Annotated in this window: 12 protein-coding genes and 2 pseudogenes; 4 read left to right on the top strand and 10 right to left on the bottom strand. The window is 59.9% G+C overall.

What is annotated here, in order from left to right:
- Positions 1-172: 172 nt before the first annotated feature.
- From recD2 to ACOYW1_RS28020, 9 genes and pseudogenes are all read right to left on the bottom strand, one after another.
- Positions 173-1621, bottom strand: a pseudogene (recD2, locus tag ACOYW1_RS27980) (SF1B family DNA helicase RecD2); the annotation flags it as partial.
- 761 nt (positions 1622-2382) lie between these two features.
- Positions 2383-4089: an SbcC/MukB-like Walker B domain-containing protein gene (locus ACOYW1_RS27985; RefSeq protein WP_482420564.1), complete on the bottom strand. Its 1707-nt coding sequence runs from the start codon at positions 4087-4089 to the stop codon at positions 2383-2385.
- A gap of 58 nt (positions 4090-4147) precedes the next feature.
- Positions 4148-5833: an AAA family ATPase gene (locus ACOYW1_RS27990; protein ID WP_482420565.1), complete on the bottom strand. Its 1686-nt coding sequence runs from the start codon at positions 5831-5833 to the stop codon at positions 4148-4150.
- Entirely contained in the window at positions 5830-7041 is a 1212-nt protein-coding gene (locus tag ACOYW1_RS27995) for an exonuclease SbcCD subunit D C-terminal domain-containing protein (protein WP_482420566.1), read from the bottom strand. Before ACOYW1_RS27995 ends, ACOYW1_RS27990 begins: the two co-directional genes overlap by 4 nt.
- Before the next feature lie 174 nt (positions 7042-7215).
- Complete coding sequence (locus ACOYW1_RS28000; protein ID WP_482420567.1) at positions 7216-7449, bottom strand: CcdB family protein; 234 nt, start codon at positions 7447-7449, stop codon at positions 7216-7218.
- Between the two features lie 96 nt (positions 7450-7545).
- Positions 7546-9207 (bottom strand): methyl-accepting chemotaxis protein, encoded by a 1662-nt coding sequence (locus ACOYW1_RS28005; protein WP_482420568.1) that lies wholly within the window; start codon positions 9205-9207, stop codon positions 7546-7548.
- 484 nt (positions 9208-9691) lie between these two features.
- Positions 9692-10099, bottom strand: a complete 408-nt coding sequence (locus ACOYW1_RS28010; protein WP_482420569.1) for a biotin--[acetyl-CoA-carboxylase] ligase — start codon at positions 10097-10099, stop codon at positions 9692-9694.
- Between the two features lie 67 nt (positions 10100-10166).
- Positions 10167-10889: pseudogene (locus ACOYW1_RS28015) on the bottom strand (biotin--[acetyl-CoA-carboxylase] ligase); the annotation flags it as partial.
- Positions 10804-10983: a hypothetical protein gene (locus ACOYW1_RS28020; protein ID WP_180138406.1), complete on the bottom strand. Its 180-nt coding sequence runs from the start codon at positions 10981-10983 to the stop codon at positions 10804-10806. The gene ACOYW1_RS28020 and the pseudogene ACOYW1_RS28015, both read right to left, overlap by 86 nt.
- Before the next feature lie 207 nt (positions 10984-11190).
- Here ACOYW1_RS28020 and ACOYW1_RS28025 point away from each other — a divergent pair, with 207 nt between their 5' ends.
- From ACOYW1_RS28025 to ACOYW1_RS28035, 3 genes are all read left to right on the top strand, one after another.
- The gene (locus ACOYW1_RS28025; protein ID WP_482420570.1) at positions 11191-11544 is read left to right on the top strand and encodes a TetR family transcriptional regulator; all 354 of its coding nucleotides are present in this window, start codon (positions 11191-11193) and stop codon (positions 11542-11544) included.
- Positions 11513-11788, top strand: a complete 276-nt coding sequence (locus tag ACOYW1_RS28030) for a hypothetical protein (RefSeq protein WP_482420571.1) — start codon at positions 11513-11515, stop codon at positions 11786-11788. The genes ACOYW1_RS28025 and ACOYW1_RS28030 overlap by 32 nt, the downstream gene beginning before the upstream one ends.
- A 351-nt stretch (positions 11789-12139) precedes the next feature.
- Positions 12140-13765: an FAD-binding dehydrogenase gene (locus ACOYW1_RS28035; RefSeq protein WP_482420572.1), complete on the top strand. Its 1626-nt coding sequence runs from the start codon at positions 12140-12142 to the stop codon at positions 13763-13765.
- Positions 13766-14217: 452 nt separating this feature from the next.
- Here ACOYW1_RS28035 and ACOYW1_RS28040 read toward each other — a convergent pair whose 3' ends face one another.
- The gene (locus ACOYW1_RS28040; RefSeq protein WP_482420573.1) at positions 14218-16068 is read right to left on the bottom strand and encodes a SulP family inorganic anion transporter; all 1851 of its coding nucleotides are present in this window, start codon (positions 16066-16068) and stop codon (positions 14218-14220) included.
- Positions 16069-16591: 523 nt separating this feature from the next.
- Between ACOYW1_RS28040 and ACOYW1_RS28045 the strand changes: the two genes are divergently transcribed.
- A complete protein-coding gene (locus tag ACOYW1_RS28045; protein ID WP_482420574.1) occupies positions 16592-17374 on the top strand; it encodes an acyl-[acyl-carrier-protein] thioesterase in 783 nt (260 codons plus the stop codon).
- The last annotated feature ends 9 nt before the right edge of the window (positions 17375-17383 follow it).

Raw genomic sequence — 17383 nt, forward strand, 5'->3', positions numbered from 1 at the left:
GTTAAAGCGCCGGGGAATCCGCCGGGCCACAAGCTCGACAATGGTGCGGGCCACGGCCTCGGGGTCGTTTCTCTCGATGATGAAAAAATCCCCGCCCGGCTCCCGGGTACCGGAAAAAGGTTTTTCCCCTTTGTTGATGCGGTGGGCGTTGACCACGATGAGGCTTTTTTCAGCCTGCCGGAAGATTTCGGTGAGGGTGGTGACCGGGATGCATTTGGAGGCGATGATGTCCCGGAGCACGTTGCCCGGGCCCACCGGGGGCAGCTGATGCACGTCCCCCACCAGGATGAGGGTGGCGGTGTCGGGCACGGCTTTCAAGAGGTTAAACATCAGGGGCACGTCGATCATGGAGGCCTCGTCCACCACCAGGACGTCGCAGGAGGGGGTTCTCCCGGTTTCGCTGAAAGCCTCCCTTTTGGAAACTGAATTCGAGGAGCCGGTGGATGGTCTTGGACGGAAAGCCCGTGGATTCGGTCATGCGCTTGGCCGCACGGCCCGTGGGGGCGGCCAGGAGCATCCTGGCACCGGCCTTGTGGTAGATTTTCAATATGGCTTTGATGATGGTGGTCTTGCCCGTGCCCGGGCCGCCAGTGATGACCATGGCCTTGGCCGTGAGGGCTCCTTGCACCGCCTCCCGCTGGCGGGGGGCAAGGCGGATGGAGAGGCGTTTTTCCATGGCAGCCACTTCTCCTTGGGCATCTTCGAACACCGGAAATTTTTTTCCCCGTGCCACCTGGGCAAGGGTGTTGGCGATGCCCCGCTCCGAGTGAAAGAGCCAGGGCAGGTAGACGGCCTCACTGATCTCCGGGTTGTCCACCTTTTTGGTGATCACCTTTTCGTGTTCGGCAAGATGGGCGATGCCTTGCCCGATGGGCTCGGCCGGGAGCTGAAGAAGCTCTACGGCCTTTTGGAGGAGCTGGTCCGCGGGCAGGAAAAGATGGCCCTCGTCCGTGGCGTGGGAGAGGACGTAGAGAAGCCCCGCATGGATCCTCTGGGGGGCGTCCATGGCAAACCCGGTGGAGCGCGCAATGCGGTCCGCCGTAAGAAACCCGATACCCGCCACCTCCGTGGCCAGGGCGTAAGGGTTTCGCGTCACAACAGACACCGCCTTTTTGCCGAAGGCCTTCACAATGCGGGTGGCAAAGGCAGATCCCACCCCGTGGGAGTGGAGAAACACCATCACCTGGCGCACGTCCATCTGTTCTTCCCAGCCGGACAAGATCTGCTCGGCCTTCTTTTTGCCGATGCCCTCCACATCCAGAAGCTTTTCCGGCTCCTTGTCGATGACCTCCAGGGTCTTGGTTCCAAAGGCCGCCACAAGCTTTTCGGCCATTTTTGGTCCGATGCCGTGGATGGCCTTGGACGCCAGGTACTTTTCGATGCCCTTGGGCGTCACCGGCAGGGCCGTGGAGAATCTGTCGACTTTGAACTGCAACCCGTACTGGGAGTGGGATTCAAATCGCCCCAATGCCTCGATAAACGTACCGTCCGGAGGCCCCATGAGCGGCCCCACCATGGTCACTTCACCACGCCCCTTCACCTTTACCTTGGCAATGGTAAACCCCGTCTCCTCACTGGTAAACGTGGTGCGAACAATCTCTCCACAAAGGGTTTCGGTCATGATGAAAAGCGAGCCTTTCTATGGTTAACGTCGGTGGAAAAGCGTGCCTCCGGCGGCAAGGGGCTGAGCCCCTTGACCCCAGGATTGCGAATGCTCCAACCCTCGTGCCTCGGGTTGTCCCATTCGCTGACGGGCTTCGCCCGTGTTTATCGGAACGTTGAAACCGTTCTTTTATACGTTATTCACTAATAGACTACATAGTCGGCGAAATGCCAAGATTCAAGGGAAGAGCAAAATTAAAAAGTAACGATTCGGTGTGTGCCTTCCGTTGCCCTGCCACGGATTCCAAAACAACCACGAAAGATCGACCAAAACGGAGCGCCGCACTCCGGTGCGGCATTTTAGTCCGTCGTTACCCGTGCCGCACAGGAGTGCGGCGCTCCAGGGGACAAGGATGTTGAGGTGGGATGTGAGTTGACCCGAGGAAACCACCTGTGCTCGTGTCTATGTGGCACTATTTGTTCTACGTCAACGGGCTACGGCGCGATAAGCGGTTTGTCTTTGCCTGCGGCCTGTGCTTTCAAGGCGCTAAACCTTGTCGCCGGAAGCAGGCCGGTTAAAGCTGATTCTTAACGGGTTACGATAGCGCATCCTGGCCTTCCAATGCTTGTGGGACCGTTTGTACAAACTGCCAGCTCACGTATCGGGCGAAGCCCGAGCCGAAGGCGCGTGCGCATTTTTCTGAGGAACGAAGGAAAATGCGCACGCGCAATCAGCTTTCGAGGTGGCTCCACCTCGCCGCCGGAGGCTTTTTCCCTTAGCTATCCATCCACAATCGCCAGCGTGGCGTGGCCGTCGGCTGTGCGGGTCACTTCGATCTGGGTTCCCAGGCGGTTTTTGAGGAGTTCCACGTGGGAGATGACGCCGATGGTGCGGCTTGACAGGCGCAGGTTTTCCAGGGCGGCCAGGGCCGTGTCCAGGGTATCTGAGTCGAGGCTTCCGAAGCCTTCGTCGATGAAGAGGCTTTCGATGCGGGTTTTTCGGCCGGCCATTTCCGAGAGGCCCAGGGCCAGGGCGAGGCTCACGAGAAAGGACTCGCCACCGGAGAGGCTCTTGGTGGGGCGCACGGCATCGGCCTGGTAGCGGTCGATGATTTCGAGTTCCAGGTCTTCCCCCGGGATTCGCTGGATCTCGTAGCGGGGGTTCAAGGTGACGAGGTGCCTGTTGGCCAGGCTCACCAGCTGGGCCAGGGTAAGGCCCTGGGCAAAGGTGGAAAACTTGCTTCCGTTGGAGGAGCCGATGAGGTCTTTCAGAACCAGCCAGGGGCGGGCTTCGGCTTCCAATGCGTCGATTTGTTTGAGCTGATCGGCCTGGTCTGCACGGGCTTTTTTGTCTGCGGCAAGGGCGGCGCTTATTTCGCCCATGCGTTTCAAGAGGTTGTCCCGTTCCTTCTCTTTTTCCTGTTTCAGCCGGGTGAGCTCTAAAGCTTCTTCATCTGTGGGCGGCTTTTTCTCGGCGAGACGGGCCAGGGCCTCTTCGGTCTGGCGGGTCAGGGTCTCCAGGCGGACTTTCTGGGTTTCGAGGCGCTGGCTTTCGGCTTGGAGGCCTGCCAGGGTGTCTTCATCCAGGAGGGCCGATTCCAGGTCCGTGATGTCTGAAAAACCCCGTTTGATGACATTGGCGGTCAGTTCCACGTGAAACGCTTCCCGTGATGTTTCGCCATCGGCAAGCTCACGTTCGGTGGTGGCGATGCGGGTGGCAAGGGCGGAGAGCGTGGTGAGGGCCTTCTCGCAGAGGGTGCGGCGTGCTGGGTCTGCAAGGAGCGCGTCGGGTACCGTGGAGGGGGCAACCTCGATGTCGCTGAAGGGGGTGCTTTTATCGGTCCATTCGCTGCGTTCTGTTTTGATGCGGGTGATTTGATCGGCAAGGGTGGCAAGGCCGGCCTCGGTGGTTGTCAGGGTATGCCGGGCCGTTTTCAGCGCATCTCCCTTTGATCTCCAGGTTGCAGCCCGGGTTTCCAGGGCGGCAAGGGCCTTGGACGCCTCTTCGGGTGATGTTGCCGTAAGGTCCCACCGGGCAAGGGACTGCCCAAAGGCGGATAGGGCCTGGTGGGTGTCCTTTTTGAGTCGCGCCTGGTGAGCCCTTTGCTCTTCAAGGCGGGCGGCTGTGTCGGCCAGGGAGGCGTTCAGCTGCACGAGCCGGGCAGCGATGGCCTCGCTTTTTCCGCGGGCTGCGATGCACGCTTTTTCGGCTGCGGTGAGTTTGGTCTCCAGGGTTTCGATGCTGCTGAGCTGGCGGCCAATGGCGTCGAGTGTTTCTCTGTTTTTGGAGATCAGGGCATCAAGTTTCGGCCGGTCACCGATGGCTATTTCAATGGTCTTCTCAGACGTGATGCGGGAAACATTTTTGCTTATCTCGCTGGCTTTTTTCTCCTGGGATGTGAGCTGCGCATCAAGGCCTTTGAGGGTGGCGGCGGTGGCCGTGAGGCATTTTTCATAGTGCCGCTCTTTTTTCTCCAGGTCGGCCACGGTTTTTCTTGTGTTTTTAAAGCCGCTTCGGTGTCCGAGGGTTTTGGGAGGTCGTGTCTTAAGGGGTGGTCGTGGCCCGCAGAGGGCACGCCTCTCCGGGCACGAGTTGTAATCTTCTTTCCTCCAGGCTGGCGATGACAGTGGCCTGGGTGTGGAGCACTTCTTTGTGAGAAAGGATCCTTCGTTCGGTCTCCAGGGCTTTGCACAACTCGGCAGCTTCGGCGTCCAGGCGTTTTTTTTCGGCCTCCTGCTCTGATCGCTGGGCCTTCAGCGTTTCTTGTTCCGTACAGAGGGCGAGGTGGGTGTCCATGAGGCGTGTGAGCTCTTCAAGGGCACCGCGCATTTTTTCAGCCGCTTCCTTTTGCCGGGTCCACTCTGCCTTGGGCTTGAGGGCGGAAAGCTCTGCGGCCAGGTTTTTTGCGATGCTCTCTTTTTCGGCGAGCTCTTTTTTGGCTTGGGCCTCCTCGGTGTTGGCTGTTGCCATCTCTTTTTGGAGGCGATCCATGGATTGAAGGGTGAGGCCCGCTGCTTTGTCCGCTTCCATCAGGCCCTGGGCCATGGACCGGATTTCTTCGGCGTTGTTGCGCAATTTGGCAAGCTCGTTTTCGATGGCTTCATCGCTGCTGTGGGCTTGCTGCCAGGCTTCCATGGCGGCTATGTCAAGCGTGAGGGCCTCTTTTTGAGCAAGACCCTTGCCTCTTCTGGTTTCAATGGCCTGGATCTGGTTTGTGCAGGCCGCAACTGCCGATGCAAAGGCGGTGGCTGCACCGTGTCGGGCGTTGGTGTGGGCTGTCTTGAGCTCTGCCAGCTGGCCCTTGAGGGTTGTCAGGGTATTATTTTTAGAGGCCCAGAGTTTCAGGTCCCCGGCAAGGGGGGACGCTGCCTGATGGCGTTTCAGCTTATCACGTTGCGGCTGAAAACCCGTGTTTTGCTCTGTCCAGGCCTGTTGATCTTTTACGAGGGTCTCTTTTTCTGCTGTTGCCTTTACCCAGGCTGTGTGGCAGTCCAGGCGGCCGGTGAGGGTTTTCAGCTCACTTTCAAAGGCCTGTTTCAGTTCGGCAAGGGAGCCGTGCTCTTCGGCGAGATGTTTCAGGTCTTCTTCGGAGAGAAGGGAGATGAGGTTGGCAGCGGTGCGGGCGTCATTGATCGCCTCCTCTTTTTCCCGGGCCGCTTCGTGGGCCAGGATGCTCAGCTCCGAGTAGATCTCGGTGCCGGTGATGCGCTCTAGGAGCTCTCCCCGGTCTTTGATGCCAGCGTCGAGGAACTCTTTGAACCGGCCCTGGGCGAGGAGCACGGATCTGAGAAACCGGTGGTAATCGAGACCGGTGAGTTCGGTGACGGCCTCGTCCACCAGCCTGATTTTTGTCTCCAGCACATCGCCGGAGGCGTCCGCCAGCTGGCGCTTGGTCCCCTGGATGCGGCCGTCGGGTTTTTTGCGGGCCCTGGCAAGGTCCCACCTGGCCGAATAAATTCCCTTTCCGCACTCAAAGCTCACTTCAGAAAAGCACTCCCCGGTGCCTCGGGACATCATGTTTTCCGGGTTGTTGCGTTTGTTGTCGTCGTACCGGGCTGCCTTGCCGAAGAGGGCCAGGGTGATGGCATCCAGGATGGTGGTCTTGCCGGAGCCCGTGGGGCCGGTGATGGCAAAGATGCCTGCTTCGGCCAGGGGGCCTTCGGAAAAATCGATGTCGAAACGGCCTTTCAGGGAGTTGAGATTCTGGAAGGTAAGGTGGAGGATTTTCATTTTTCCGACTCCTGGGCCAGGGTGAGAAGGTGAGCAAAGCACTGGCCCAGGGTGTCGGCGGGCACGTCGCCCTCATAGGCCTCCAGGCGCCGTTGGAAGACCTCTTCGGGTTTCAGCTCGTTGATGGAGAGATCCTCCGGTGCAAGCTCGGCAGAAGGGCGCCCCGAGGTATCAAGACCCACCTTGAGGACCTCTGCGCCGTGTTCTCCTGCCAGGGTCCTCAGTTCTTCGTTGAGGGTGGAGGAGGGAAGGCTCCCTTTGACGGTGAGTTCCACCCAGGGCGTGAGGCCTTCTTCGCTTACCTCAAGGGTTGCCAGGCTTTCCTTGAGGGCATCGGCGTCGCCTTTGATGCGCAGCAGGGGGCGGAAGGTGGGGACGATGACGGCCTCCTGGGTGAGGGTGTCGCCTGCCGTGTTAATAAGCCGAATTTCCTTGGGCTGGCTTGCTTCGCTGAAGCTTAAGGCAATGGGGCTGCCCGAGTACCGGATGGTCTGGCTGCCCCCCACGGCCTGGGGTGTGTGGATGTGGCCCAGGGCCACGTAGTCGAAGGTATCGGGAAAGTCTCCTCCGGAGATGCTGCCCAGGTTGCCGATGTGGATGGTGCGCTCCGAGTCGGAGACCGAAGAGCCCAGGGCCGTGAGGTGGCCGGTGCCGATGACCGGGGTGCCGTTGCTTCTGGCGCGGGCCACCCCGGCGATCTCTGTATAAGCTGCCCTGATGCCTGCGCGGGTTCGCGCCGACAGCTCGTCAAAACTTTCCCCGGCCACTGCCTTTCTCACGTCCCGGTCCCGTAAGTAGGGAACAGCCGCCACCCACACACCGGGATCGGTTTCATCCCGCAGGCAGGGCACATGAAAGACCGCCTCTTCCGCGCTTTCTGGCAGGGCTCCCACCACCCTGATGTTGAGGGTCTCCAGCACCGTGGCCGGGGCGTCCAGGTGGGGGGCTGAATCGTGGTTGCCTCCCACAATGACCGCAGAACAGGTCCCCATGGCCCCAAGGCGGGTGAGAAACCGGTAGTACATGCGCTCGGCCTCCCTGGGCGGATTGGCCGTGTCAAAGATGTCGCCGGAGACAATGAGAAGGTCCACCCGGCGGGTTTCAATGGTAGCAAGGAGAAAGCGCAGAAACGCCTCGTGTTCCTCAAAGCGATCCCGGTCGAAGAAGTGCTGGCCCAGGTGCCAGTCCGAGGTGTGGATGATGTGCATGGCTCTCCGGTTTCGCATATGCTCCGACCCCTCGCTTATGGGGCTCCTCACATATGCTTACGGGCTGTGCCCGTAAAAAATAGGGTAACGATTCGGCTTCCAAAAGCGGCCTCCGGCGGCCCTGCCGGGGGGAAACGATTTGATATCCAGAATTAGCAGCCCGGTGTGGGGGTGTCAAACGGGGATAAGCACGTGCCTTTCGTAACCGGTAAATAGAAAATCCAGGGCACCGATGATGGCGGGGCGGTGTTCATGGAGGGTGCAAATGGCGTCGCCAAGCTCAGATGCCGGGATGGTGGAGAGCTGGGGCGTCAAAAGAACGTGGGGGGTGTTTTCAATGGACAGCACAGGGGGCAGCCTCTCAATGGGGGTGGTGATGAGGCGGGATTGCTTTGATATGGGAGTCACAACCCAGTCTAACCAAGGCAAAAAACCTCCGCAGGCAACGGTGCCCGGCGGAGGTTTTTTAATGGTTGTTTCCAGGTTGGCGTGGGCTCTCTGTGATCAGACCTTGAACCGGCCCACCATGGAGGTGAGGTTTTCGCTCATGGACAGGATGCTGGAGACCCCTTCGTCGGATCGGGCGCAGCTCTCGTTCATGTCGCCGGAGGCGTGGCTGACGTCTTCGATGTCCTGGGCGATGGTGGAGGAGAGGCCGGAGGTGGCCGCGACGTTTTCGTTGATCTCGGAGAGGCCGCTGGAGATCTGGGTGACGTTGTCGGCAATGCCCTGGGTGGTCTGGGCCTGGGAGTCCACGGAGGAGGCGATTTCCGAGACGATGTCGCTGGTTTTGTCGATGACCCCGGAGATCCCTTCGATGTCCCCGATGGTGGCCTGGGTGGAGGTCTGGATGTTGACGATGGTGTCCCGGATGTCCCGGGTGGCATCGGCGGTCTGGCGGGCCAGGTCCTTGATCTCGGCGGCCACTACGGCAAACCCCTTGCCGTATTCACCGGCACGGGCCGCCTCAATGGTGGCGTTCAGGGCCAGGAGGTTGGTCTGCTCGGAGATGTCGGTGATGGCCTCGGTGACCTTGCCGATGGCTTCGGCCTGGTTGCCCAGCTCACCCACGCGCTCGGTGGCGTTGCGGGACTGGGTCACGGCTTCCATGGTGATTTCCCGGGCCCTTTCCGAGCTTTCGGCGATGGTGCGGATGGTGGCCGTCATCTCTTCGGTGGAGGCGGCCACGGCCGTGGTGCTGGTGGAGGCCTGCTCCATGGCGGCGGCCACAGAGTCCATGTTGCCCTTCATCTGGTCCGAGGCGGTGGAAACGGCTTCGGACTTGGACTTGACTCCGTGGGCCCCCTCTTTGAGGTTCCCGGAAAGGCGGGTGAGTTCTTCGGCGGAGTCGTTGAGGGAGGTGGCGTTGTCTGCGATGCGGGCAATCATGCTCTGGAGGTTCTCGATGAATTTGTTCATCCAGAAGGCGAGCTGGCCCACGTCATCCTTGCTGTGGACGGTGAGGCGCTTGGTGAGGTCCCCTTCGCCCTGGGCGATGTCTTTGACCATCTCCACGGTGTCCGACAGGGGCCCGGTGATAAAGCGGCGGATGATGATGAGGTTAAAAAGGATGGTGGCCACGACCACCACGATGAACAGGGCCAGGTTCATCATCTGCTGGTGGCCGGCTTCCTGGCCCACGTCGTGGAGTCGCCTCTGGAGGGCCTCGGAGCGGGTTTTGGACAAGGTGGCCAGGGCCTCGGTGAGGACCTTGGTTTCATTGGCCAGGGCCTGGGATTCACGGGCTGCTTCTGTGTCCGTGCCTTCGAAGTCTTCGGCCACGCGGGTGTAGATGGTAAGGGCTTTATCTGAGAAGGAGCGGATCTGCTGGGCCAGGGCCCGGGCCTCGGGTGCTGCTCCAGGGTCCAGCCCTGCAATGGCGTCCAGGTGGGAGATGACCTCATCTGCTCGCTGCCCAGCAGCTTCGAGGAGTTCGGTGTCACCGGCCATGACGGCATCACCGTAGAGTTTGACCTGGGCCTTGAACTTGGCAAGGGTGGTCAACGATTCCATGGCTGCAGGGAACATGGTGTCTGAGACTTGGTTCAGCTCCCCCCGCATGGAATAGCCGCCGATGAGCCCGACGCCCGTGGTAATGGCGTAACCCGCCATGAGGATCAACAGACTGCACCAGATTTTTTTCCCTGTGCTCAGCGATTGCCACATATGGTTTCCCCTCCACTGGTAAATTGTATGTCAGATACGTTTGTGTCCGTACGGTGTGTTTCGTTTGGTATCGGTGATCTCTTTTTTAATATCGGTTCCTGTTCAACGTATATTTAACGGGCGTTTGTGTTTTGTGTCTGTTCAGTGATTACTCTTTATACTTGTCTCGTTCTATTTGTTTGACACTGTATTGTTCGTTACTAACCCGCTGTACGGCGAGTATGATAGTCCGAAAATAAAGAATTATTCAGCTATGGTATTTCTAGATTGATAAGACGGTAAAGGATATCGATGGTTTTTGTCAAAGAAAAACTATGTATACAAAGTTTTTGCACAGGGAGGTTCTGGATATGGACTCGGGAGGCTCAAGAAAGGGTAAATAGATATTTCGAATATAGAACGACGGTTGCATAGAGCGAACGCTCGATAAGGTGGTCAACCTGTTTCACGGAAACGCCGGGTGCTGTTTTTCGGGCTGGTAACGTCAGTGCCCGGAAGGGTCGAGGTAGGTGACATCTCCGGAGAGAATCCGCAGGGCCTCACCGTCATCGGTGGTTACCAGCAGCACGCCGTCTGCGTCGATGTCCGTGACCCGACCTTCGATCTCTTCACGCATCATGGAGACCCGCACCCGTCGTCCCACAATGTCGGAGAGTTCCTTCCAGCGGGTGAGAATGGACTCCGGGCCCTGGGTGGCCAGGGTATGGTAGTGGGTTTCAAAGCTGGAGAGAATGGCCTGCAGGAGGGCGACCCGGGAAAAGGTGGCGGAGGATTCGGCCATGACCGATGTGGCGATGTCCCGGATGTCCGGGGAAAACGCTTCGGCGGGGGTGTTGACGTTGAGGCCCAGGCCGGTGATGACGTAGTCCACGGCGTCGAGCTCCATGCTCATCTCCGTGAGGATCCCCGCGAGTTTTCTCCCCCCCACCAGAATGTCGTTCAGGCAGGTTCATCCCAGCATCGATGCCGGTCTCGCGGATGAGGGCCTCGGCAACGGAGACGGCTGTCATCAGGGTGATGAGGGCGGCGCGTGACGGGTCCATGTCCGGGCGCAGCACAAGGGAGAAGAGGAGGCCTTCCCCGGGCCTGGCCAGCCAGGAGCGACCTTTCCGGCCGCGGCCCGCGCTCTGGGATTCGGCCACCACCAGGGTGCCCTCGGGAGCGCCGTCGCGAGCCAGTTCCCGGGCCCGGGTGTTGGTGGAGTCGGTGAGGTGGTGGTGGATAATGCCGGTTTTTCCCATGACCGAGGTGGCCAGCCCGAAGAGGACCTCTTCGGCCAGGAGAAGGTCGGGGGCTTCGGTGAGGAGGTACCCTTTGCCCGGCGCCGAGGAGATGGCGTAGCCGAGCCCCTTGATGGCGGAGATGTGTTTGGAGATGGCGGCACGGCTGATGCCGAGTTCGCCGCTGAGTTCTTCTCCGGAGACCCAGTGGCCGGTGCGGCTGCGCAGGGTGGACAAAAGGTCCTGGCGTTTTCCAGACAAGGTCATGGTGGCTCCCATGGGGTGAAAGGATTTGGGCTCGGTCCCCGGAGACGCTTCGCCGGGCCCGTGGGGGCCCCGGGAAGCGAAGGGGAAACCGGGAGGGGCGATGCCGACGCTATTCCGGGCTGAGGAATTCGTTGAGCTTTTCGCACATCTCTTCCGGCCAGACCTCGGCGTGGAGGAAGAGTTCCACCTCTTCATCGGTGAGGCTTTTCCGGATGTTGGGGGGAAGGGCATCCAGGGCCATCTGACGCTCCGGATCCACGTTGTTCTTCTTGCTCTTCTTGTTGCCCATGGGGTGTGTTTCCTGTATTTCTATGAATTATTTACGAACCATTGGGGTGTCTGCGGCAGGGTTTTGGGGTCGAAAAGAAAAGACTCCTGTCTTGTTCTTGCTTCGGTCCTTCTCGTGCATGGTACCCGGCCTGCCGCACTCTCTTCGAGCTACTTATCACACAACCCCCGGAAAGGGCAACGTGATCCCCACGGGAAGGCCAAACCCATGAGCACCCAACAGGAGCGAAGTCTCAGGACACGGAAAAAACTGGTGGACGCCACCCTGTCGTGCCTCCAGGACTACGGTTACGCAGGGGCCAGCCTCTCCCGGATTCTGGACCGGGCCGGCGTCTCCCGCGGGGCCTGGAGCCACCATTATGAGACCAAGCGGGCCATGGTGGCCGACAGTGCCAAGGCCCTTTTGGCCATTGCCCTTGAAGAGGCCCGGGAGGTGGGGGGCCACCTGGCGTCCGAAGCCCCTGATCTGGAAACGATTCTGGAGGAGGTCTGGAACCGTTTTTATCAGAATTACGAACCGGGATGTCTGGGTGGAGTTCAACGTCGCCTGCCGCACCGATGACGATCTGCGGACTCGGTTGACACCGGTCATCGAAGGCTTTTTCGACGAGCTGGACGCCATCTGGCGCTCACGGCTTCCCGATGCCGCCACCTATGCCATGGCCAAAGACCTTCTGGACCTCTCCCTTTATCTTTTGCGGGGTATGGCCATCCAATCCCTCTCCCTGGACCGTCCCGACCACTACCGCCATCTCAGGCAGGCCTGGGCTTCGATTATTCGGCATACCGCTGCTTCCATACCTTGAACGGAACCATGCCGTTTGCCTCCGGCAGGACCGCCGGGGACCTGTCTTACCTGAGTTGTTCTCCCTGAAAATCCATTCCCTCTCCGAGAAACCGGCAACGCCACGGCACGCCCACGCTGCGGGTCTGGCTGGAGATGATGTTTTTCGTTTGTATTGTGGAACAATGTTTCTTTGAGTGGGATAAGTTCTTTACTTTATTGTTTTAAGGTGTGACAATTCACAAACAGACTGTGTGGTCTGTTTTAGGTTGGCGCGGTGGCCGCCTGCTTTTAATTCAGGCTAACCGACAGGAGGAAATGCTGAGCATGTCTGGTGTGAATCCTGAATCAACCGATGGAACAAGGGGGAGAGATGGCGCACAGGCGGTTTGAAGCGGATGTGGTGATTGTGGGCGGGGGGCTGGCGGGCATGACCGCCGCCTTTGAGCTCCTCGGGCTGGGGGCAAAGGTCGTGATCCTGGACCGGGATGTGCCGGAGCGGTTCGGGGGCCTTGCCAAGGAGTCCTTTGGCGGGGTGATGATGGTGGATACGCCCCTGCAGCGAAAAAACGGAATTCGGGACTCCCCGGAACTGGCCCTGGCCGACTGGCTGAGCTGCGCCGATTTCGAGGAGGACGCCCACTGGCCCAGGAAATGGGCCGAGCTGTATGTGCACCGGTCCGGGGACATCATCCATGAGTTCCTCAAGGACCGGAAGGTCACCTTCCTTCCCGTGGTCAACTGGCCGGAGCGGGGGCTTTTCAAACCCGGGAATTCAGTGCCCCGCTGGCACATCGCCTGGGGCACGGGGTTCGGGATCATTGAGGCCATGGAAGCCGGGTTGAGCGGCCACCCTCACCGGAGGAACCTGGAGGTGCATTTCGGATGCAGGGTCGAGGCGCTCGACCTCAGGGCCGGGGTCGTCACCGGCGTGAGGGGAACCATGGAGGAGACCAGGGAGCCTTTTTCCGCCACGGGCGAGGCCGTGATCCTGGCCGCAGGGGGCGTGTGCGGCGGTGATCTGTCCAAGGTCCGGGAGAACTGGTACGCCCCCTGGGGCGAGCCCCCGGACAAGCTCCTTAACGGCTCCCACCGTTACGCAGACGGCCTGATCCACGACGCTGCCGCAGCTGCCGGGGCCACCATCACCCACCTGGACAAGCAGTGGCACTACGCAGCCGGGGTGGACTACCCCGACGCGGATATGCCGGGCAAGGGGCTCAGCCTGGTGCCGCCTCGGTCTGCCCTCTGGGTCAACGCCCTGGGGGAGCGCATCATGGATCCGGCCCCCCTCGTGGGGTACACCGACACCCGTTACCTGGTGGAGCAGATCTGCAGGCAGCCCGGAAAATACTCCTATCAAATCATGAACTGGAAAATTGCCGCCAAAGAGCTTGCCGTCTCCGGGAGCGAGCACATGAAAGCCTTTCGTAACAGGGACAAGGTGCGCCTTGTCAAAGAGCTCCTTTTGGGCAACACCGAGCTGGTGAAACGACTCCTGACCGAGTCCCGGGACTTCATCGCCGCAAATTCCCTGGATGAGCTGGTGGACAGGATGAACGACATGGGCAACCCCCTGACCGTGGACCGCGACGCCCTGAAAGAGGCTGTCAAAACCTACGACGCCCAGATTGACCGGGGCCCGGCCTTTTTCAATGACGACCAGCTCCGCCGCATCGCCAACTTCCGCACCTACCGGGGCGACCGCCTAAGAACCTGCAAGTTTCGAAAAATCGACGACCCCAAAGCCCGCCCCCTCATCGCCGTGCGCGAGTTCATCCTCAGCCGAAAAAGCCTGGGCGGCATCCAGACCGACCTCTTCTGCCGGGTCCTGAACAAGGACGGAGACCCCATGGAAGGCCTCTACGCCGCCGGCGAAACCGCCGGCTTCGGCGGTGGGGGCATCCACGGCAAAGGCTCCCTCGAAGGCACCTTCCTCGGCTCCTGTATCCTCATGGGCCGCATCGCCGCCCACCATATCTGTGGCAAGGGATTGTAGGAGAAAAGCAGGCCTCCGGCGGCGAGGGTGGCGAAGCCACAATAGCGAAAACACCTCGAAAGCTGATTGCCCTTGCGCTTTTTCCTTCGTACCTCAGGAAAAAGCGCAAGGGCGTTCGCCGCGGGCTGCGCCCGCCATCAAGGCTGGTGGCTACGCAGGCATTTTCATAAGCTTCGCATGTCCATCAAATGTCGGGTTCACTCTGACGCTGTCGGAAATGGAGCAGAACGATTGGAAGTACCCTGCTCCGTAGGGTGCATTCCATGCACCAGAACGAACGCATCGCGTATACCAAATTCATCCGAAAAATCGAGGGTATCACCTGGTAATGGGAGGGGATCACATGTAACCTGCGGGGTGGTGGCTGACGTTCTATACATACCAAAACAGGCCGTGGGAGATCCGAATGGATCATCCACGGCCTGTTTTGGTTAATCGTCAACGAAGGCGAGCTAAACGCTCCGGCTTCTGTTACGGGCGCAGCCCGTCAGCGAATGTGACAGCCCGAGGAACGAGGGCTGCCGAGCATTCGCGAACTTGGGTTCCAAGGGCTCAGCCCTTGGCCGCCGGAGGCGTTTACGTTTTACTGTCCTTCCACGGCTCTCGATTTCCCGGCTGACGGTGGGGACAAAGGGGACGGGGCGGGGGATCTCTTCGAGGCCGAGGAACCGCCGTGCGCCGTTCAAGGCGTCGTCGATGTTGGTGTAGACGTTGTCCTCGCCGATTTTGTAGTAGAGGCCCGACTGTTCGAGGCAGATGAGGGGCTGGGCGTGGACGCCGGAGAGGATGAGCAGGGTTTTTTCCCGCTTGGCCTCGTCCACCATCTCTTCTAAGGCCCTCAAGGCAGTGGCGTCCATCATGAGGATGTGGCGGCATCGCAGGATAAGCACCTGGGGTTTTTCACGCACCACCCGCAGGGTGTCCTTGAAGCGGTTGGCTGCCCCGAAGAAGAAGGGGCCGTTGATCTCGAAAATTTCCACGCGGCGGGGCACCTTGCGGCAGGCCAGGGCGTGGGGGTCGTTTTCAAAGTCGTCGGTGCGGCGCTTGATGCGGGTGAGGTTGGCCATGCGGTTCATGAAGAGCAGGGAAGCCATGACCACACCCACCTCGATGGCCACGGTGAGGTCCACGAAGACGGTGAGGCCGAAGGTCACCAGCATGACGGCGATGTCCGAGGGCGGGCTCTTGAGGAGTTTGACGAAAAAGCGCCACTCGCTCATGTGGTAGGCCACCATCATGAGGATGGCCGACAGGGTGGCCATGGGGATGAGCACCGCCCATTTGCCGAAGAAGAGCAGGATGAGAAGCAGGGTCACGGCATGGACCATGCCGGCCACCGGTGTGGTGCCGCCGCTTTTGATGTTGGTGGCGGTTCGCGCGATGGCCCCGGTGGCGGGGATGCCCCCGAAGAGGGGAACCACGAAGTTGGCCAGGCCCTGGGCCACCAGCTCCATGTTGGCGTTGTGGCGTTTGCCGATCATCCCGTCGGCCACCACAGCCGAAAGAAGGGACTCGATGGCTGCGAGCATGGCGATGGTAAAGGCCGGAGAGCTGAGCTGCTTGATCATCTCCCAGTTGACCTCGGGAATGGACGGGGAGGGCAGGCAGGAGGGCACGCTGCCGAAACGGCTCCCGATGGTCTCCACGTCGAGGCCTATAAGGGCGGTGAGGACGGTGGTGGCGATGATGGCCACCACGGAGCCGGGCACTTTTCGGGTGACCTTGGGCCAGAAGAGCAGGATGGCAAGGGTCACGGCCCCCACGGCCAGGGCCTGGAGGTTCAGGGTGTCCATGCCCGCTATATAGGCGCCGATCTTGCCGATGAAATCACCCGGGGTGTTTGCCAGGGTGAGCCCGAAAAAGTCCGGGATCTGGGTGGTGAAGATGATGAGGGCAATGCCGCTGGTAAAGCCCACGGTCATGGGGTAGGGGATAAACCGGATGGTGGCCCCCAGCTTGGAGAAACCCATGATGAGAAGCATGACCCCGGCCATCATGGTGGCCACGGCCAGGCCTTCGTAGCCGTACTGGGCCACGATGTCAAAGACCACGATGATAAAGGCCCCGGTGGGGCCGCCGATCTGGACCCGGCTTCCTCCGAAACAGGAGATGATAAAGCCGGCCACAACCGCCGTGAAGATTCCCTGTTCGGGTTTGACCCCCGAGGCAATGGCAAAGGCAATGGCCAGGGGCAGGGCCACGATACCTACGATGACACCGGCCATGACGTCACTGACGAGGATCTTTTTTGAGATCCCCTCCTTGAACGCACGCACCGATTCCGGAACAAAAAGCGAAAACATCTGACAACTCCTTGAGGAAGACAATCACCAGTTTTTTATGAGTCATGCGTATCGGTTGATTGGTCTGTCGGGTTGCCGGTGACGGCAAGGCGGCAATGGGGCGGCACGGGCAGCGACGGGGCGCTGCTTCGGTCGTGGCCAATCAAAGGATAACAACCTTTAGAATGGGGCTTGTTGCGGTTGATACGAAGGGAGGGCGCACCATGCCATGGCCCGGAATGGGGTGATATCTCCGGGTTGCTCAGCGGGATGCGGTCCGCTTGTTCTATCAAAAATACTTATGATAATTATGAATTTTAATAAGTATCCAACAAGACGACGCCGCTACGGTAACGCCATCACACAGTGATGTCAAGGAGGAATAAGGGGCATACTATTGTTGATTCTTCAGGCAGATGGGGTATGGTAAACGGCGGATGCGGGACGCCCGAAACGGACGGCGGGAAAGTGACGGTCCGGTTCGATTTCAATCCTGATGCGGCCCGCGAGCTGACCTTTAACCCTGGATCGAAACGTACACGCCATGACCGATATATTCTCACGAAAAATGAAGGTGAGGCTCTCCGAGGTGGACCCCCGGGCGCTGCTCAAGGTGCAGAGCCTCTTTGACTGGCTTCAGGACGGCGGTTGCGAGCATGCTTCTCAGTTGGGCATGAGCGCTGCAGAGCTTCTGGCCAAGAACCGTACCTGGGTGCTCCTGAAGTATCAGGTGCGGGTTTCGCGCTATCCTTTCTGGAACGAGGAGGTGACCCTCACCTCCTGGCGGTCGCCCTTGAACGATCTCTACGACTTAAGGGAGTTCCGGGTGACGGATGCCTGGGGCGAGACCCTCATCACCGTGAACAGCGCCTGGGTGATCATGGATTACACCACCCGGAAACCCACACGGCTGAGCCGGTGTCTCTCTCCTGAGCAGCTGTCCGGTGGCGGGGCCATCCCCGACAGCTTTGAGCGGATCCTTCCGGTCAAGGAGCCTGCGCACACCACCGATTTCCGTGTGCGGATCTCAGACCTTGATTTCAACCGCCACGTGAACAACTCCATTTACATCGGCTGGGCCCTGGAGGCCCTTCCTGAATCCTATCTCAGCCATCACCTTCCCACCCGGCTGGAGGTGCGCTTTATCCGGGAGATCTCCCGCGGCCGGGGCGTTGTTTCCGAAGCCCAGGTCGATGAAACCGACGATAACGCGTTTCTTCATCGTATCTCCGGCAAAAACGGCGAAGGGGAGCTCATGCGCATGCGGACCGTCTGGCAGCCCATGGAGGCCTTTGAGATGCCGGAGGCGCTTCAGTCCTTTTGTTAGCCGGGCGGG

The organism is Desulfoluna sp. CYM3A, from assembly GCF_056829965.1.